This is a genomic window from Streptomyces saintjeani (assembly GCF_055409605.1).
Map to the genome: position 1 here is coordinate 7,662,827 of NZ_CP189624.1, position 18,824 is coordinate 7,681,650.

Genomic DNA, 18,824 nt, shown 5'->3' on the forward strand with positions numbered 1-18,824 from the left:
CAGGGTGATTGCTTCACCTGTACGCGGGACCTAGGGTGTGGCTGGCTCAGGAGTAACCGTTTCACCAGCAGTGCTCCCACGTCCGGGCGGCGATCCGCGCGGATACGGGGTGAGTTGACGGATCGTCAGTGAAACGTGCCGCTGTTCGGTTCGGCAACAGCATCCGACAGGAACTGACGTGCCCGGGACGGGGCACGGAGAACCGAGGAAGGTCACGGCCATGCCGCACCCGCACCCGCAACCGCCGCTCCCGACGGACGCCCGGCGGCCGGTCGTCAGCCGCCGCCGGCTCCTGGAGGGCTCCGCCGCCGTCCTGGGAGCGTTCGCTCTCTCCACCTCCTCGAACGCGCAGGCGGCCGGTGCGAAAGCCGGTGAAAACGGGGCGCAAGCGGTTGCACAACCCGAGTGGAACGGCCGTTTCGACGTCTTCCGCGTCGGCACCCAGCCCCCGCACACCACCCTGATGCCGTACGACGGCCTCGCCCCGGCGCTGAAAGCCGACCGCACCCGCTCCCCGTACCGCCAAAGCCTCGACGGCAACTGGAAGTTCGCCTACGCGGACCGCCCCGAGGACCGCGACGAGGACTTCCACCGCACCGACCTCGACGACCGGGGCTGGGACACGATCCCGGTCCCCTCGGTCTGGCAGCGGCACGGCTACGACTTCCCGATCTACGTCAACATCACCTACCCCTGGTGGGGCCCCAACGGCCTCGGCGAGAACGCCCAGCCGCCCGCCGCCCCGACCCGCTACAACCCGGTCGGCCAGTACCGCCGCACCTTCACCGTCCCCCGCGACTGGTCGGGACGGCGCACCTTCCTGCACTTCGAGGGCGTCAAGTCCGCGCACTACGTGTGGATCAACGGCCAACTCGTCGGCTACAGCGAGGACTCGTACACCCCCGCCGAGTACGACATCACCCCGCACCTGAGACCGGGCAGCAACCAGATCGCCGTGGAGGTCTACCGCTACTCCGACGGCGACTGGCTGGAGGACCAGGACATGATCCGGCTGAGCGGCATCTTCCGCTCGGTCTACCTGTACTCCACCCCGCCGGTGCATCTGCGCGACTTCAAGCTGGAAACGCCGCTGGCAACCGGTTACACAACAGCCGACCTCGCCGTCACCGCGAGCGTCCGCGCCTACGACGACACCAAGGGTGCCTACACCGTCGACACGATGCTGTACGACGCCCAGGGCCACCCCGTCTGGCCGCGCCCCCTCAGCGGGCGCGCCGACGTCACGGCCACCGGCGAGGACGTCACCGTGACCGCCTCCCGAGCCGTACCGAAACCGCGCCTGTGGTCCGCCGAGGACCCCTACCTCTACACGGCCGTCCTCCAGCTCCGCAGCCCCGCCGGAAAAGTGGTAGAGACCGTTTCCCATCGGGTCGGCCTGCGCGAATTCGCCCTCAAGGACGGGCTGATGCGCATCAACGGCAAACCGGTCTCCTTCCGGGGCACCAACCGCCACGAGATGCACCCCGAGCGGGGCACCGCGCTCACCCGCGCGGACCTGGTCAAGGACATGCGGATCATCAAGCGGATGAACATCAACTCCGTCCGCACCTCGCACTACCCGAACAACCCGCAGTGGTACGAACTCGCCGACGAGTACGGCCTGTACCTCGTCGACGAGACCAACCTGGAGACCCACGGCATCCGCGACCAGTACCCCGGCGACCACGCCGACTGGTCCGCCGCCTGCGTCGCCCGCGCCCAGAACATGGTCCACCGCGACAAGAACCACGCCTCGGTCGTCATCTGGTCCCTCGGCAACGAGGCGGGCGGCGGACGGACGTTCGTGAACATGCACGACTGGATCAAGTCCTACGACACGACCCGTGTCGTCCAGTACGAGGGCGACGACCGCCCCGGCATCAGCGACATCCGCTCCGAGATGTACGACTCGCCCGCGCGCGTCGAGGCCCGCGCCAAGGACACCGCCGACACCCGGCCGTACGTGATGATCGAGTACTCCCACTCCATGGGCAACTCCACCGGGAACTTCACCAAGTACTGGGACCTCGTACGCCGCCACGACGTCCTCCAGGGCGGCTGGATCTGGGACTTCGTCGACCAGTCCCTCACCGAGCGCACCCCGGTCCGTCAACTCCTCACGGAAACCGGCCCGTTGAAGCTGCGCGGCGAACTCATGGCGTCCGCCGGGACGTTCGACCGCGAGAAGGGGATCTCCGGCGCCACGGTCTTCCCCCGCGACCCTGGCCTCGACCTCACCGGCTCCCTCACCCTCGAAGCCTGGATCACCCCCCGCGTCACCGGCTACCACCAGCCGATCCTCGCCAAGGGCGACACCCAGTACGCGCTCAAACAGAGCGACGGATCAGTGGAGTTCTTCATCCACGGCGGCGGCCAGTGGGTCAGCGCGAGCTGGCCCCTACCCGCCGACTGGACCGGCCGCGAACACCACGTCGCCGGAGTCTTCGACGCCGACGCGGGCACCGTCACCCTCTACGTCGACGGAGTCTCCCGCGCCACCCGGACGACGACCCGCCGCCCCAGCGTCAACACCGCCCCGCTCGCCCTCGCCAACGACACCGACAACCACACCCGCGAGTTCAGCGGCACCATCCGCCGCGCCCACGTCTACGCCCGCGCCCTCACCGCCGCCGAACTCGCCTCCACCACACGGCAGTCGAGCGACGAAGGCGTCCGCTTCTGGTTCGACGCGGCCACGGTCGGCCACACCGGGAAGAAGCCGAAGGAGAAGACGTACTTCGCGTACGGCGGCGACTGGGGCGACTTCCCCAACGACGGCGCCTTCGTCGCGGACGGCATCATCACCGCCGACCGGGGCCACACCGGCAAGGCCGCCGAGGTCAAACGCGTCTACCAGGAGATCCAGGCGACCTCGGGGGCGAAACCCGGTGAGGTCACCCTCGTCAACGAGTTCCTCTTCACCAACCTCCGTGAGTTCGACGCTAGTTGGACCCTCGTCCGGGACGGCGAGACCGTACAGAAGGGCAAGCTCGGCCGCGCCCAGCTCGACGTCGCGCCCCTCACCAGCAAGAGCATCACGGTCCCGGTGAAACTCCCCGCGAAACCGGCCCCCGGCGCCGAGTACTTCCTCCAACTCGCCTTCACCCTCAAGGAGTCGACCCCCTGGGCGAAGTCCGGCCACGAGATCGCCCGTGCCCAGCTCCCGCTCGACGCGGGCAGCCCGGCGGTAACTCCCGTACCGCTCACGGCCGTTCCGGCGCTCACCCACGCCGAGGACGCCGCGAAGGTCACCGTCACCGGCGAGGACTTCACCGTCGTCGTCGACAAGGTGAGCGGCCTCATCACCTCGTACACCGTCGACGGCAGCCCCCTCCTCGTCTCCGGCGGCACCCCCAACTTCTGGCGGGCGCCCACCGACAACGACAAGGGCAACGGGCAGCACACCCGCAACCAGACCTGGCGCGACGCCGGCGCCCGGCGCGAGGTGAAGAGCGTCACCGTGCGTCAACTCGCCGACAGGGCCGTCGAGATCAACGTCAGCGGCACCCTGCCGACGAGCACGCCGTCGACGTACACAACCGCTTACACCGTCTTCGGCAACGCCGAGATCAAGGTCGACCACACGCTGCACCCGGGTGCGGCGAACCTGCCGTACATCCCGGAGGTGGGCAGCCTGCTGTTCCTGCCCGCGCGGCTCAGCGAACTGCACTGGTACGGGCGCGGGCCCGAGGAGAACCACTGGGACCGCAACGACGGTACGGACGTGGGGCGTTGGAGCGGAAGCGTCGCCGAGCAGTGGACCTCATACATCCGGCCGCAGGAGAACGGCAACAAGACCGACGTACGCTGGGCGGCGCTCACCGACCGGCGCGGGCGCGGGCTGCTGGTGTCCGGTGAACCCCTGCTGGAGATCAACGCCTCGCACCACACGCCCGAGGACCTGTCCGCCGGAGTGCGGCACGACTATCAGCTCACCCCGCGCGCCGAGGTGGTGCTCCGCGTCAACCACCGGCAGATGGGCGTCGGCGGCGACAACAGCTGGGGTGCGCACACGCACGACGAGTTCAAGCTCCTCGCCGGCCGCGACTACGCGTACACCTACCGGCTGCGGCCGATCAAGGACGTGACCGACGCGACAGCCGCTTCCCGGCGTCCGACCTCGGCGGAGTAGGAGAATTCCTCACGGAAACGGCCGCCGGAAACTGTTTCCGGCGGCTTTCGTGCACCCTGAGGGAAGAGGAAGTCATGGACGAGCGATTCGACGTCGTCGTGCTCGGAGCGGGCCCCGGCGGCTACGTCGCGGCCGTCCGCGCCGCCCAACTGGGCAAGAGCGTCGCGGTCGTCGAAGAGAAGTACTGGGGCGGCGTCTGTCTCAACGTCGGCTGCATCCCCACCAAGGCGCTGCTGCGCAACGCCGAACTCGCCCACATCTTCACCCGCGAGGCGAAGACCTTCGGCATCAAGGTCGAGGGCCAGGTCACCTTCGACTACGGCGAGGCGTACGCGCGCAGCCGCCGCGTCGCCGACGGCCGGGTCAAGGGCGTCCACTACCTGATGAAGAAGAACAAGATCACCGAGTTCGACGGCCGAGGCACCTTCCTCGACGCGAACACCCTCCAGGTCACCGGCCGCGACGGAGAAACGAAAGCAATCGGTTTCAGCGACTGCATCATCGCGACCGGCGCCACCCCCCGCCTGCTGCCGGGTACGAAGAAGAGCGCGCGCGTCGTCACCTACGAGGAGCAGATCCTCGCCGACGACCTCCCCCGCTCGATCGTCATCGCGGGAGCCGGCGCCATCGGCATCGAGTTCGCGTACGTCCTGCACAACTACGGCGTGAAGGTCACCGTCGTCGAGTTCCTCGACCGCGTCGCCCCGCTGGAGGACGCCGAGGTCTCCGCCGAACTCGCCCGCCAGTACCGCAAATTGGGCATCGACGTGCTGACCTCCACCCGCGTCGAGTCCATCGACGAGTCCGGCGAGCAGGTCCGCGTCACCGTCACCGGCAAGGACGGCGCCCAGCAGGTCCTGGAAGCCGACAAGGTCCTCCAGGCCATCGGCTTCGCCCCGAACGTCACCGGCTACGGCCTGGAGGCGACCGGCGTACGGCTCACCGAGCGCGGCGCGATCGACGTCGACGGCTACTGCCGTACCTCCGTCCCGCACATCTACGCCATCGGCGACGTCACCGCGAAGCTCATGCTCGCGCACACCGCCGAGGCCATGGGCGTCATCGCCGCCGAGACCCTCGCGGGCGCCGAGACCATGGAGCTCGACTACGCGATGATCCCCCGCGCGACCTACTGCCAGCCCCAGATCGCGAGCTTCGGCTACACCGAGCAGCAAGCCCGTGAAAACGGTTACGACGTGAAGGTCGCCAAGTTCCCGTTCACCGCCAACGGCAAGTCCCACGGCCTCGGCGACACCACCGGATTCGTCAAGCTCATCAGCGACGCCAAGTACGGCGAGCTGATCGGCGGCCACCTCATCGGACCCGATGTCACCGAACTGCTCCCGGAGCTGACCCTGGCGCAGCAGTGGGACCTCACCGTCCACGAGGTCGCCCGCAACGTGCACGCGCACCCGACGCTGGGCGAGGCGGTGAAGGAAGCGGTGCACGGACTCGCCGGGCACATGATCAACATGTGACGTGCGGCGGTAGGCGCTACTCGGGCTCGGCGGTGTCGCTGAGCCCGAGCCGCAGGTGCTCCACGTGGTACACCGCCTGGTCCAGCAGCTCGGCGACGTGGTGGTCGTGCAGGGCGTAGACCACGGACCGGCCGTGCCGCTCGCCGACCACCAGACCGAGGTTGCGCAGCAGCCGCAGCTGGTGCGAGCACGCCGACTGCTCCATGCCGACCTCCGCCGCCAACTCAGTGGCGGGCAGCGGGCCTTCGCGCAGCCGGGCCAGGATCAGCAGGCGGGACGGGGTGGAGAGGGCCTGGAGGGTGGTGGCCACCTTCGTGACGTTGTCCGCGTCGAGGCGCACCCGATCTGCGGTTTCGGTGGTGACGACTCCATGACCCATGAGGGGCATTCTACCTACCACACATGAACGAATGAATGGGTCTTCATGTGTTCCTGTATGGTGGTGCGGGTGTCAGCGACCCTTGCCTCCGCCCGCCCTGCCGCCGCCCCGCGCCGCCGCACCCGGCTGCTCGCCCTGCCCGAGGTGCGGTGGGCTCTTGCGGCAACCGTTTTCTTCGCGTTTGCTCTCGCCGTCGACCTCGGCGGGGGACCGGGCTGGCTGTACGGGTTTCTGTATGCGGTTTCCTACGTCTCCGGCGGGTGGGAACCCGCGCTGGAAGGCATGCGCGCGCTGCGGGAGAAGACCCTCGACGTCGACCTGCTGATGATCGTCGCGGCCATCGGCGCCGCCTCCATCGGACAGGTCCTCGACGGCGCGCTCCTCATCGTCATCTTCGCGACCTCCGGGGCGCTCGAAGCGCTCGCCACCGCACGGACCGCCGACTCCGTCCGAGGGCTCCTCGACCTCGCGCCGGAGACCGCGACGCGCGTCACCGACGCGGGGGAGTCCGTCGTCCCCGCCACCGAACTCGCCGTCGGCGACGTCCTGTTGGTCCGGCCAGGCGAGCGGATCGCCGGGGACGGCAAGGTCGTGGACGGGGTCGGCGAGGTCGACCAGGCGACCGTCACGGGGGAGTCCCTGCCGGTCGTGAAGCGCTCCGGCGACGAGGTGTACGCCGGGACCCTCAACGGCACCGGCGCGCTGCGCGTCCGCGTCGAGCGCGATCCCGCCGACTCCGTCATCGCCCGCATCGTCGGGCTCGTCGAGGAGGCGTCGCGGACCAAGGCGCCCACGCAGGTGCTGATCGAGAAGGTCGAGCAGAGGTACGCCGTCGGGGTCGTCGTCGCGACGCTCGCGGTGTTCGGGGTGCCGCTCGCGTTCGGGGCGGACCTCACGAGCGCGTTGCTGCGGGCCATGACGTTCATGATCGTGGCCTCGCCCTGTGCGGTCGTGCTCGCGACCATGCCGCCGTTGCTGTCGGCCGTCGCCAACGCCGGGCGGCACGGCGTCCTCGTCAAGTCCGCTGTGGCCATGGAGCAGTTGGGGGCCGTGGAGGTCGTCGCGCTCGACAAGACGGGGACGTTGACCGAGGGGGTGCCGGAGGTGAGCGGGGTGCGGGCTCTCGCCGGGTCGGGGCTGGACGAGGACGGGGTGCTCGCGTTGGCGGCTGCGGCCGAGTACGCGAGTGAGCATCCGCTGGGGCGGGCGATCGTGGCGGAGGCCAGGGCGCGGGGCGTCGAGACGGCTCGGGCCGAGGGGTTCGCGGCCCGGCCCGGGTGGGGGGTCGAGGCTGTGGTGGAGGGGAGGGCGGTGACTGTGGGGCGGGTGCCTGCGGGGCACGGGGGTGACATGGCTGCCGGGCGGATGCCGGAGGCCGGTTCAGCGGTGGTCCGGCGAGGGGCCGAGGGGCGTGCCGCGGCGGTCGGGCGGGGCTCGGGAGGCGGCGCGGACGGGAGCCGTACGGCCGTTGCCGAGCCCGTTGTCCGGTCCGCGCCGCAACACGGTGAGTCCGCGCCGCAACACGGTGAAAACGGTTGCACAACCGTCCTCGTCACCCGCGACGGCGTCCCCGTCGGCGCCCTCGACCTCACCGACCGGCTCCGCCCCGAGGCCCCTGCCGCCGTCACCGCGCTGACCGCGCTCACCGGATCCGCGCCCGTCCTGCTCACGGGGGACCAGCCGGAGGCCGCCGCCCGCGTCGCCGAGGCGGCCGGCATCACGGACGTACGGGCCGGACTCCTCCCCGAGGAGAAGGTTTCCGCAGTACAGGGGCTGGGCAAGCGCGTCCTCTTCGTCGGCGACGGCGTCAACGACGCGCCCGCCCTCGCCGTCGCCCATGCGGGGATCGCCATGGGCCACGCCGGCTCGGACCTCGCGCTGGAGACCGCCGATGCCGTCCTGGTCCACGACGACCTCACCGCCGTACCGGCCGCCGTACGCCTCTCCCGCACGGCCCGCCGCCTGGTCCGGCAGAACCTCGTGATCGCGGGGGTGTTCATCACGGGGCTGGTGCTGTGGGACCTGGTCGGACACCTGCCGCTGCCGCTGGGCGTGGCCGGGCACGAGGGGTCGACCGTACTGGTGGGGCTGAACGGGTTGCGGCTGCTGCGGGAGTCGGCCTGGCGGGGGTGAACGGGGGAGCGGCGCTGGTCGGGCGGGGCCGGGCGAGGCGAGTGGCTTGCCCAGCATGTGCTGGACGGCAGGGGGCTGTGCGTACCGGCCGGCGCCCCTCCGGCACTCGGCCCCGGCCCGCTCCTTCCGCGCCGACCGCCTTCCCGGCCCTTCCGTGAGCTGACGCCCTCGATCCGCGCCCCGCGCCGGCTCGCCCCGCCTGGCCCACTCCGCACCGCCCCGCCCCGGCCCCGCACCAGCCCGCCTGGCCCACTCCGCACCGCCCCGCCCCGGCCCCGCACCAGCCCGCCCGGCCCGCCCGCCCGGCCCCGCCCCGACGCCGCCTCCCCCCATCCCACGTCCATGTCGCATTTCCGCCAGCCGAACCCCCCGCCTGCCCGCATGCTGGACTCATGCAGAACGGGATGCACACCGACCGGGACCGCTGTGTGCGGGCCGTGCGGTCGAAGGACGCGCGGTTCGACGGGTGGTTCTTCACGGCGGTCCACACGACCGGGATCTACTGCCGGCCGAGCTGCCCGGCCGTGCCGCCGAAGCCGCGGAACATGACCTTCTACCCGAGCGCGGCGGCGTGCCAGCAGGCCGGGTTCCGGGCGTGCAAGCGGTGCCGCCCGGACACGAGCCCCGGCTCGCCGGAGTGGAACCACCGTGCCGACGCCGTGGCCCGCGCGATGCGGCTCATCGCGGACGGCGTCGTCGACCGCGACGGCGTCACCGGCCTCGCCACCCGCCTCGGCTACAGCACCCGCCAGGTCGAACGCCAACTCCTCGCCGAACTCGGCGCGGGACCCCTGGCGTTGGCGAGGGCACAGCGCGCGCAGACCGCGCGGATCCTGATCGAGACCAGTGAACTCCCCATGGCGGACGTGGCGTTCGCGGCCGGCTTCTCCTCGATCCGGACGTTCAACGACACCGTCCGCGAGGTCTTCGCGCTCGCGCCCACCGAACTCCGGTCCCGCGCACCGAAGTCGGCGAAGGGAACCCCCGGCGCGCTCCAGCTCCGGCTGCCGTTCCGCGCCCCCCTCAACCCCGACAACCTCTTCGGCCACCTCGCGGCGACGGCCGTACCCGGCGTGGAGGAATGGCGGGACGGCGCCTTCCGCCGCACCCTGCGGCTGCCCTACGGCCACGGCATCGTCGCCCTCACCCCGCGGCCCGACCACATCGCGTGCCGCCTCACCCTCAGCGACCTGCGGGACCTGACCGTCGCGACGAGCCGCTGCCGCCGCATGCTCGACCTCGACGCCGATCCGGTCGCCGTGGACGACCAGTTGCGCACCGACCCGGTCCTCGCGCCGCTCGTCGACAAGGCCCCGGGGCGCCGCGTACCCCGCACCGTCGACGAGGCCGAGTTCGCGGTCCGCGCGGTCCTGGGACAACAGGTCTCGACGGCGGCGGCCCGCACCCACGCCGCGCGCCTGGTCACCGCGTACGGTGATCCCGTGGACGATCCCGAGGGCGGCCTCACGCACCTCTTCCCGACGCCCGAGGCGCTGGCCGGCCTCGACCCCGAGACCCTCGCGATGCCCCGCACACGGCGTACGACGTTCACCACCCTGGTCGCCCGACTCGCCGACGGCACCCTCCACCTGGGCCCCGAGAGCGACTGGCCCGAGACCCGCGCGCGCCTCCTCGGACTCCCCGGCTTCGGGCCCTGGACCGTCGACGTCATCGCCATGCGCGCCCTCGGTGACCCCGACGCGTTCCTCCCCACCGACCTCGGAGTCCGCCGCGCCGCCCAGGAGTTGGGGCTGCCCGCGACGCCGGCCGCCCTCACGGCCCGCGCCGCCGCCTGGCGCCCCTGGCGCGCGTACGCCGTCCAGTACCTGTGGGCGACCGACGATCACCCCATCAACTTCCTGCCTGCGTAAGGATGTTCACGTGAAGCACCACAAGGTCATCGACAGCCCCTACGGCCCCCTCACGCTCGTCGCCGACGACGGCGTTCTGTGCGGCCTCTACATGACCGACCAACGCCATCGTCCGCCGGAGGAGAGCTTCGGCCTGCGCGACGACACGTTGTTCGCCGAACCGGAAGCGCAACTGGAGGCATATTTCCAGGGCGAGTTGAAGGAATTCACCCTGGAACTGACCCTGAACGGAACGGAGTTCCAGAAGTCGGTCTGGTCCCAGCTCCAGTCCATCCCCTACGGCGAGACCCGCACCTACGGCCAACTCGCCGACGCCCTCGGCAACTCGGGCGCCTCCCGGGCCGTCGGCCTCGCCAACGGCAAGAACCCCCTCGGCATCATCGTCCCCTGCCACCGCGTCATCGGCTCCACCGGCAGCCTCACGGGCTACGGCGGCGGCCTGGACCGCAAGCGCCGCCTCCTGGACTTCGAACGGGGGACGGCTCTTTTCTGATCACCCCAACTCCCGCAGCAGGCGCGGCAATGCCGTTCCGATCGGTTCGCGTACCACCTCGGCCGCGACCTCGTCGTACGGGGTCTCCTCCGCGTTGACGACGATCAGGCGGGCGCCGTTCTCGGTGGCGATGCCGGCCAGGGCGGCGGCGGGGTGGACCTTGAGGGAGGTGCCGACGGCGTAGAAGACGTGGCATGCCTTGGTGATGGCCAGGGCGTCCGCGAGGACTTCGGGGTTCAGGTGTTCGCCGAACATGACCGTCGCCGACTTGAGGATGCCGCCGCAGTCCAGGCACGGCGGGTCGTCCTCGCCGGCGTCCAGGCGGGCCAGGGCGTCCTCCATCGGGCCTCGCGTGCCGCACTGCGTGCACACGAACTGCCGTGCCGTGCCGTGGAGTTCGAGGATCTTGCGGGCGGGGAGGCCGGCGAGCTGGTGGAGGCCGTCCACGTTCTGCGTGAGCACCCGGACCGGTACGCCCGACCGCTCCAGCTCCACGATCGCCCGGTGCGCGGCGTTCGGCTCCGCCCGCAGCGCCTCGCTCTGCCGCCGCATCCGCCAGGAACGCCGGCGGATCTCCGGATCGCCCATGTAGTACTCGTACGTCACGAGCTTCTCGGCGTCCGGGTCCTTGCGCCACAGTCCGTTCGGCCCGCGGTAGTCGGGAATCCCGGAGTCCGTGCTGATACCGGCGCCGGTGAGGATGGCGACGAGGGGCTTGGTCATGGGCCGAGCGTAAGTGCCGCGAACGGGACGGGCGAACGGATATCCGGCCCCCCGGCCCCGGTGATAGCGTCACGCCATGGCAAAGGTCTCCGTCTCCCTCGACGCGGAACTCGTCGTCGAGGCCATGGTGTTGGCCGGGGTCGGCACCCCACAGGACGCCGTCGAACTGGTCCTGCGCGACTACATCCAACGCGGCCACCGCACAGAGGCCCGCGTCGCGGAACGGGACGAGGCCCTACGGGAGATCGACGCGAAGCCGCATACGGAACGGGGCTGAGCCGAGGCACGACCCGTACGCGAACGGGCCTGATCCCGGGCCGCACAGGCGAGCGGTGCGTGAACAAGTCTCAGCCCAGGTCGCGCAACCCGAGCCGCACACCGAACAGAGCTGACCCGGGACGCGCACGGCACACCGTGCGGGGCGAATCGAGACGCGGGGCCGCCGACCGGCGCGGGCCGGGCTGAGGCGCGAGTCCGCCGTCAACTCCACGCCGCGCAGGGCAAATCGAGACGCGGAGTCACCATCCAGCGAGTGCCGAACCGAGGCGCCGACTCTGCCCCGGCATGCGCCGCACAGGTGGCCCTCAGGTCGCGGCATCGCCCCCAACTCCCAACCGCCCAGCCTGAATCCCACCTCGTTCAGGACACCGCAACCCCGTTCTCCAACTCCACCGTCCCCGCCCCCTCCGTCAGCACGTCCAGCGCCGCCAGAACCCGCAAACCCAGCGTCCCGGGCAGCCGAGCCGTGAGGTCCTCGCGTGGGACCAGTTGCCAGGACAGCAACTCCTCCTCCTGGAGCCGGATCGACTTGAGGTCGTCCGCGTCGAGAACGCCGCCGTCGTACACGTACGCCACGATCGGCGGCCGAGCCGGACCGTGCACCCAGTCGACCGCGAGGAGCCGCCCCAGCGGACGGTCGAGGCCGATCTCCTCCAGGGTCTCGCGACGGGCGCCCTGGCGGGGTGTCTCACCGGTGTCCGACTCGATGGTGCCGCCCGGAAGCGCCCACCCCTCACGGTAGTTGGGCTCGACGAGCAGCACCCGCCCCTCGGCGTCACGGAAGAGCGCGGCGGCGCCGGCGAGGATACGGGGCAGGGAGGCGATGTACGCGGCGTAGTCGGAGGTGCTCATCCCCGCAGGGTATCCAGGCGCGACCGGCACCGCCGAACTGCTGCGCGGGCACGCCGAGTTCACGCCCTCCCGAACCGCACAACCACTCCCGGCACGCCCCCGCGCCCCCTGACACGCCCTGCCCCTTTCCACGCCCCCACCGCCTCCGACCCTGTCGAGCTACCCCCTCCTCGACTGAGCCCTCCGCGCACTTCCCCGGCCCGCTCGCCAAACCACTCGCTTCCCCGACAAGCTCCGTCCTCTTCCCACCCCCCGCAAGTCCCCTGCACACCCCGCCCGTTACCCGCCCCCTCCCCGACAAGCCCCGCCCCCTCCCCGCCCCCCCCAAACAAGTCCCGCCCCCTCCCCACTCCACAGCCACCCCCCACCCCCATCCAGGCCCCGGACAAGGCATGACGCCACCCCCCTCCGCCGGTTAAGGTCACTCCGGCGTGACCGGCCCCCACGTGCGGGGACACCGGGACGCACCGGCGATGGGAGACAAGTGGCGGAGGCACGGCGCGTCCTCGTGGCGGCGGACAAGTTCAAGGGCTCGCTGACGGCAGTGGAGGTCGCCGAACGGGTCACGGCGGGCCTGCGCAAGACCGTCCCCGGCGTGGAGGTCGAGGCGCTGCCGGTAGCGGACGGCGGCGACGGCACGGTAGCCGCGGCGCTCGCGGCCGGCTTCGACCGCCACGACGTACGCGTGGCGGGCCCCCTCGGCCACGAGGTCACCGCCGCGTTCGCCCTGCGCGGCGACACCGCCGTCGTCGAGATGGCCGAGGCCAGCGGCCTGCACCGGCTCCCGCGCGGCGTCTTCGCCCCCCTCGCCGCGTCCACGTACGGCTCCGGCGAACTCCTGCGCGCAGCGCTCGACGCGGGCGCCCGCACGATCGTCTTCGGCGTCGGCGGCAGCGCCTCCACGGACGGCGGCGCGGGCATGCTCTCCGCGCTCGGCGCCCGCTTCCTGGACGCGGACGGCGAGCCCGTGGCCCCCGGCGGAGGCGGCCTCGCGGACCTCGCCCGCGCCGACCTGACCGACGTGGACGCCCGCTTGAAAACCGTCGACCTGATCCTCGCCAGCGACGTGGACAACCCGCTCACCGGCCCGACCGGCGCCCCCGCCGTCTACGGCCCGCAGAAGGGCGCCTCCCCGGACGACGTCGATGCCCTCGACGCCGCCCTCGCCCACTTCGCGAAGGTCCTGGAGACCGCCGTGGGCCCGAAGGCCGCCGAACACGCGCTCGCACCCGGCGCCGGAGCGGCCGGCGGCATCGGCTACGGCGCGCTGCTGCTCGGCGCCCGCTTCCGCCCCGGCATCGAGATCATGCTCGACGTCCTCGGCTTCGCCCCCGCCCTGGCCCGCGCCGACCTCGTCATCACCGGCGAAGGCTCCCTCGACACCCAGACCCTGCACGGCAAGGCCCCGGCGGGCGTCGCCGCAGCCGCCCGTACCGCCGGCAAGGACGTCATCGCCGTCTGCGGACGCCTCGCCCTGACCCCGGAGGCCCTCGCGGGTGCGGGTATCCGCCGCGCGTACCCCCTCACCGAGATCGAGCCGGACGTCGCGCGGTGCATCGCGGAGGCGGGCCCGATCCTGGAGAGGGTGGCGGAACGGATCGGCCGGGACCTGCTGGCCTGAGAACGGGACACGGGCCGACGAGAGGACCGTACGTCTGTCGGCTTGTACGACAACCGGTAAACCCCACGCCCACCACCCCCCACTCCCTACGCCCGCCCACCCCCGATCCCGTCCAGCTCCACCACCGCCTCCTTCGGCAACTTCAGCTCCACCGCCGCCAGATTCTCCCGCAGATGCCCGAGCGACGACGTCCCCGGAATCACCGCGATCGCCGGAGACCGCCCCAACAGCCAAGCCAGAGCCACCTGTTGGGGAGACGCCTCCAGCCGGCCCGCCACCTCGGTCAGCGTCGCGGACTGAATCGGCGAGAACCCGCCCAGCGGAAAGTACGGCACATACACGATCCCCTCGGCCGCACACCGCTCGACCAGCGCGTCGTCCTCCCGGTGCGCCAGGTTGTAGTGGTTCTGCACGGTCACCACAGGCGCGATCGCCTGAGCCTCGCTGAGCTGCGCGGACGTGACCGTGCTCAACCCGAGATGCCGGATCAGCCCCTGCTCGCGCAGCTCGGCGAGTGCGGAGAACGCCTCCCCGATCGACGCGTCGTCCGGCCCCTGAACGGTCCCCGCCCGCAGATTGACGGCGTCCAGCGCCTCCACCCCGAGGTGCTCCAGGTTCTCGTGGACCTGCGCGCGCAGGTCGTCCGGGTCGAGGCCCTGGTTCCAGGACCCGTCGGGTCCGCGCCGGCACCCCACCTTCGTGACGATGCGCAGCTCCCCCGGGTAGGGGTGCAGGGCCTCGCGGATCAGCTCGTTGACGACGGTCGGGCCGTAGAAGTCGGCGGTGTCGATGTGCGTGACCCCCGCGTCGACGACGGCCCGCAGGACGGCGATCACGGTGCCGGGGTCCTTCGGCGGACCGAAGACACCGGGTCCGGCGAGCTGCATCGCGCCATATCCCATACGGGTCAGGGTCAGTCCGTCGGCGGGGGTGAGCGTACCTGCGAGCATGTCGGGCCACCTTTTGCTGAGAACGGTTACTACGGCAGAGCGTGCGCCGGTCGCCGGGCCGGTGGTTAGGCCCCGCTGTTCCTGGGGGGCGCAGGACCAGGCACCGGGCCGCCGCACCGCCGTACGGTGAACACATGGACGACGCGAACGCTCTCGGTGAGTTTCTGAAGGCCCGGCGAGCGCTGGTGCGGCCGGAGGACGTGGGGTTGCCCCGTGGCGGGCTCAGACGGGTGCCGGGGCTGCGCCGCGAGGAGGTCGCGCTCCTCGCGGGGATCAGCGCGGACTACTACCTGCGTCTGGAGCAGGGCCGTGACCGCAACCCGTCGGCGCAGGTGCTGGAGGCGGTCGCTCGCGCGCTCCGGCTCGACGTCGCCGCCACCGCGTACCTGCTGGGCCTGACCCGGCCGCGTACGAAGGCCGGGAGGCGGCCGGCGACCGAGCGGGTCCCGGGCGGTCTGCGGGAGCTGATCGACGGCTGGGACCGCAACCCGGCGTACGTCCAGAACGGGCTGACCGACATCCTCGCCGCGAACGCGCTGGCCGCCGCGCTGTCCCCGAAGTACCGTCCCGGCGGCAACCTGCTGCGCACGCTCTTCCTCGACCCGGTGGAGCGCGAGCGCCAGCTGGACTGGGAGCGGCTCACCGAGGAGGCCGTGGCCATGCTGCGGCCCAGGACGGACGCCGGTGACCCCCGGCTCGCGGCCCTGGTCGGTGAGTTGTCGCGGCGCAGCGAGCGGTTCCGCGCGCTGTGGGCACGGCACGACATCCGCCGCCAGATGGACCGTACGGTCCGGATCCTCCACCCCCAGGTCGGCCCCCTGGAACTCGTCAAGCACAAGATGGCGCTCGACGGCGACGAGGGACTCATGGTGGTCGTCATGCACGCTCCGCCCGGCAGCCGCGCCGCCGAGCTGCTCGACATCCTCGGCAGCCTCAGCGCTCCCGCACCCCAGGAACGCTGAAGGGCCCGGAACCGATCGGTTCCGGGCCCTTCAGCGTCGTACGGAAAACGACTGCAAGCGGTTACGGCAACTGCGCCGTACGCGCCTCGCGGCGGTTGTCGCGGAAGTTGTTCACCCGGCGGGCCGTGGCGAACAGCGGGATGACCGCGCCCATGACGAGCTGGAGCGCGCAGCCCGTCTGGAGGAGGAGCTGGCCGCCGGGGGCGCCGAACGCCCACGCCGCGAGCATGCCCATCGACAGGACGATCCACGAGAGCATGGCGCCCGCGAGCGGTCCGCGCGGCTTCGGGTACTCGACGCGGCTCACCATCAGCCAGGCCGTACCGACGATCGCCAGAAGTGTCGCCACGAACGGCAGTTCAAGCAGCACGATCGCTACGACCGTCAGCGCGCCGAACGGCGACGGCATCCCCTGGAACATGCCGTTCGCGGGTGTCACGCACGAGAAGCGCGCGAGTCTCAGCACCACCGCGAGCAGCACCACGACCGCGCCGACCGCGGCCACCCGCTGGTGCGCGTCGTTGGCGACCATGCCGTAGACGAGGACGAAGTACGCCGGGGCCAGGCCGAAGCTGACCAGGTCGGAGAGGTTGTCCAGTTCCGCGCCCATCGGGGACGAGCGCAGCTTGCGGGCCACCAGACCGTCGAACAGGTCGAAGACCGCCGCGCACAGCATCAGGATGACGGCGGTGGCCGCGCTGCTGCGCGCCATCCCGCTCTCCTGGCTGCCCGTGAGGTGCGGGATGAGGATGCCGGTGGTGGTGAAGTACACCGCCATGAAGCCGCAGGTGGCGTTGCCGAGCGTGAGGGCGTCCGCTATCGACAGCCGCAGGGAGAGGGGCATCTCCTCCGCGTCGTCCTCTTCGTCGGCCTCCGGCACCCAGCCGGTCTGCGTCTCAGGGTCAATCACGGTCAAGACGAGTCACCCCCGCAACGGTCTTCTGCCCGACCTCGACGGCGACCTCGATGCCCTCGGGGAGATATACGTCCACGCGCGAACCGAACCGGATGAGACCGATGCGCTCGCCCTGCTCGACCTTCGTGCCCTCGGGGAGGTAGGGGACGATGCGGCGAGCGACCGTACCGGCGATCTGGATCATCTCGATGTCACCGAGTTCGGTGTCGAAGTGCCAGACCACCCGCTCGTTGTTCTCGCTCTCCTTGTTGAACGCCGGGACGAAACCGCCCGGCACGTGCTCCACGGACACCACCGTGCCCGCGAGGGGCGCGCGGTTGACGTGCACGTTGAGCGGGCTCATGAAGATCGCGACCCGGGTGCGCCCGTCCTTCCACGGCATGATGCTCTGCACCACGCCGTCGGCGGGGGAGATGACCCGGCCCGAGGCGATCTCGCGCTCGGGGTCGCGGAAGAACCACAGCATGCCCGCCGCGAGCGCGGTGGCGGGTACGGCGACTGCCTTCGCGGCGCCCGAGCGGCGGGCGCGGACCAGGCTGACGGCTGCGGTGGCGACGGTCGGGAGAAGCCACGGCGATGCTCCGCGCGCAAGGCGTACGCCGGCGAGGCTGTCGCGAGGTGCAGAGGTTTGGCTGTGGGGCATGGATGACCTTCGTAGCGGATGATGCCGCGCTCTGAGAAGGGGACGGCGGCTTTCCGGCGATCGTAGCGGTTCACGACCACAACTGGGTAAGCCAGGAAGACGAGTCGGCGGCTGAGAGCGATTGACGGGGTGTGACCTTCTTCTCGAGGAAAACACCCCCAACCGGTACATCTAACCCTGGAATCGATACTCTTCGAGCAGCCTTCGGCCGATGATCATTTTCTGGATCTCGGCGGTGCCTTCACCGATCAGGAGCATCGGTGCCTCGCGGTACAGGCGCTCGATCTCGTACTCCTTGGAGAAGCCGTAGCCACCGTGGATCCGGAACGCGTCCTCGACCACCTCCTTGCAGTACTCGGAGGCGAGGTACTTCGCCATCCCGGCCTCCAGGTCGTTTCGCTCACCCGAGTCCTTTTTGCGTGCCGCATTGACCATCATCGCATGGGCGGCCTCGACCTTGGTAGCCATCTCCGCGAGCTTGAACTGGATCGCCTGGTGCTGGGCGATCGGCTTCCCGAAGGTGTGACGTTGCTGGGCGTACCGGACACCGAGCTCGAAGGCACGCTGGGCGACGCCGCAGCCACGCGCCGCGACATTCACGCGGCCAACCTCGACTCCGTCCATCATTTGGTAAAAACCTCGGCCGGTCTCCCCGCCGAGCACCCGGTTCGCCGGAACCCGCAGGTCGGACATGATCAGCTCGGTCGTATCGACGCCCTTGTAGCCCATCTTCTCGATCTTCCCGGGGATCGTCAGGCCCGGACGCACCTCCCCGAACCCCGGCTCCTTCTCCACCAGGAACGTCGTCATCGCCTTGTGCGGCTTGGCCGCCGCCTGTGCCGGGTCGTGTCCTTCGTCACTTCGTACGAGAACCGCCACCAGCGACGACGTACCGCCGTTCGTCAGCCACATCTTCTGGCCGTTCAGGACGAAATCGTCACCGTCCCTGACCGCTTTCGACGTGATCGCCGACACGTCCGAACCGAGCCCCGGCTCCGACATCGAGAACGCGCCCCGGACGTCCCCCGCCGCCATCCGCGGCAGGAAGTACTCCCTCTGCTCCTCGGTGCCGTGCTGCTTGAGCATGTACGCCACGATGAAGTGCGTGTTGATGATCCCGGACACCGACATCCAGCCGCGCGCGATCTCCTCCACGCACAGCGCGTACGTCAGGAGCGACTCGCCCAGACCGCCGTACTCCTCCGGGATCATCAGCCCGAACAGGCCCAACTCCTTGAGGCCGTCCACGATTCTCTGTGGATACTCGTCCCGGTGCTCCAGCTCGGTCGCGACCGGGAGGATCTCCTTGTCGACGAAGTCCCTTACGGTGGACAGGATTTCGGTCTGTACGTCCGTGAGGCCGGCGGTCTGTGCGAGGCGTGCCATGGTGGG

Annotated in this window: 15 protein-coding genes; 8 read left to right on the forward strand and 7 right to left on the reverse strand. The window is 70.8% G+C overall.

Annotation, left to right across the window (positions count from 1 at the left end):
• Positions 1-220: 220 nt before the first annotated feature.
• On the forward strand, positions 221-4,132 hold the full coding sequence (locus tag ACQCO7_RS34685) for a glycoside hydrolase family 2 TIM barrel-domain containing protein (protein ID WP_464075513.1): 3,912 nt from the start codon (positions 221-223) through the stop codon (positions 4,130-4,132).
• A 74-nt stretch (positions 4,133-4,206) separates the two neighbouring features.
• On the forward strand, positions 4,207-5,610 hold the full coding sequence (gene lpdA / locus ACQCO7_RS34690) for a dihydrolipoyl dehydrogenase (protein WP_464075514.1): 1,404 nt from the start codon (positions 4,207-4,209) through the stop codon (positions 5,608-5,610).
• A 16-nt stretch (positions 5,611-5,626) separates the two neighbouring features.
• On the opposite strand, the gene ACQCO7_RS34695 is transcribed toward lpdA, so the two are convergent.
• A complete protein-coding gene (locus ACQCO7_RS34695; protein WP_464075515.1) occupies positions 5,627-5,989 on the reverse strand; it encodes an ArsR/SmtB family transcription factor in 363 nt (120 codons plus the stop codon).
• 57 nt (positions 5,990-6,046) lie between these two features.
• Here ACQCO7_RS34695 and ACQCO7_RS34700 point away from each other — a divergent pair, with 57 nt between their 5' ends.
• The 3 genes from ACQCO7_RS34700 (at position 6,047) to ACQCO7_RS34710 (ending at position 10,486) form a co-directional block, all read left to right on the forward strand.
• Entirely contained in the window at positions 6,047-8,122 is a 2,076-nt protein-coding gene (locus ACQCO7_RS34700; protein ID WP_464077357.1) for a heavy metal translocating P-type ATPase, read from the forward strand.
• Between the two features lie 404 nt (positions 8,123-8,526).
• Positions 8,527-9,993, forward strand: coding sequence for an AlkA N-terminal domain-containing protein (locus tag ACQCO7_RS34705; RefSeq protein WP_464077358.1), 1,467 nt, complete (start codon positions 8,527-8,529; stop codon positions 9,991-9,993).
• 10 nt (positions 9,994-10,003) lie between these two features.
• Entirely contained in the window at positions 10,004-10,486 is a 483-nt protein-coding gene (locus ACQCO7_RS34710; protein WP_409116418.1) for a methylated-DNA--[protein]-cysteine S-methyltransferase, read from the forward strand.
• Here the strand turns inward: ACQCO7_RS34710 and ACQCO7_RS34715 are convergent, their stop codons facing one another.
• Positions 10,487-11,209, reverse strand: a complete 723-nt coding sequence (locus ACQCO7_RS34715; protein ID WP_464075516.1) for an SIR2 family NAD-dependent protein deacylase — start codon at positions 11,207-11,209, stop codon at positions 10,487-10,489.
• A gap of 76 nt (positions 11,210-11,285) precedes the next feature.
• Between ACQCO7_RS34715 and ACQCO7_RS34720 the strand changes: the two genes are divergently transcribed.
• Positions 11,286-11,486, forward strand: a complete 201-nt coding sequence (locus ACQCO7_RS34720; RefSeq protein ID WP_464075517.1) for a type II toxin-antitoxin system VapB family antitoxin — start codon at positions 11,286-11,288, stop codon at positions 11,484-11,486.
• A gap of 362 nt (positions 11,487-11,848) precedes the next feature.
• Here ACQCO7_RS34720 and ACQCO7_RS34725 read toward each other — a convergent pair whose 3' ends face one another.
• The gene (locus ACQCO7_RS34725; protein WP_464075518.1) at positions 11,849-12,340 is read right to left on the reverse strand and encodes an NUDIX domain-containing protein; all 492 of its coding nucleotides are present in this window, start codon (positions 12,338-12,340) and stop codon (positions 11,849-11,851) included.
• Positions 12,341-12,824: 484 nt separating this feature from the next.
• Between ACQCO7_RS34725 and ACQCO7_RS34730 the strand changes: the two genes are divergently transcribed.
• Positions 12,825-13,961 carry a glycerate kinase gene (locus ACQCO7_RS34730; protein ID WP_464075519.1) on the forward strand — a complete coding sequence of 379 codons (1,137 nt, stop codon included), beginning with the start codon at positions 12,825-12,827 and terminating at the stop codon, positions 13,959-13,961.
• 86 nt (positions 13,962-14,047) lie between these two features.
• Here ACQCO7_RS34730 and ACQCO7_RS34735 read toward each other — a convergent pair whose 3' ends face one another.
• Positions 14,048-14,911, reverse strand: coding sequence for an oxidoreductase (locus tag ACQCO7_RS34735; RefSeq protein WP_464075520.1), 864 nt, complete (start codon positions 14,909-14,911; stop codon positions 14,048-14,050).
• 134 nt (positions 14,912-15,045) lie between these two features.
• Between ACQCO7_RS34735 and ACQCO7_RS34740 the strand changes: the two genes are divergently transcribed.
• Complete coding sequence (locus ACQCO7_RS34740; protein WP_464075521.1) at positions 15,046-15,873, forward strand: helix-turn-helix domain-containing protein; 828 nt, start codon at positions 15,046-15,048, stop codon at positions 15,871-15,873.
• Positions 15,874-15,934: 61 nt separating this feature from the next.
• Here ACQCO7_RS34740 and pssA read toward each other — a convergent pair whose 3' ends face one another.
• From pssA to ACQCO7_RS34755, 3 genes are all read right to left on the reverse strand, one after another.
• Positions 15,935-16,789, reverse strand: coding sequence for a CDP-diacylglycerol--serine O-phosphatidyltransferase (gene pssA, locus ACQCO7_RS34745; protein WP_223786390.1), 855 nt, complete (start codon positions 16,787-16,789; stop codon positions 15,935-15,937).
• Positions 16,776-17,432 (reverse strand): phosphatidylserine decarboxylase, encoded by a 657-nt coding sequence (locus tag ACQCO7_RS34750; protein WP_464075522.1) that lies wholly within the window; start codon positions 17,430-17,432, stop codon positions 16,776-16,778. Before ACQCO7_RS34750 ends, pssA begins: the two co-directional genes overlap by 14 nt.
• A 171-nt stretch (positions 17,433-17,603) precedes the next feature.
• Positions 17,604-18,818: an acyl-CoA dehydrogenase family protein gene (locus ACQCO7_RS34755; RefSeq protein WP_464075523.1), complete on the reverse strand. Its 1,215-nt coding sequence runs from the start codon at positions 18,816-18,818 to the stop codon at positions 17,604-17,606.
• Positions 18,819-18,824 lie beyond the last annotated feature (6 nt).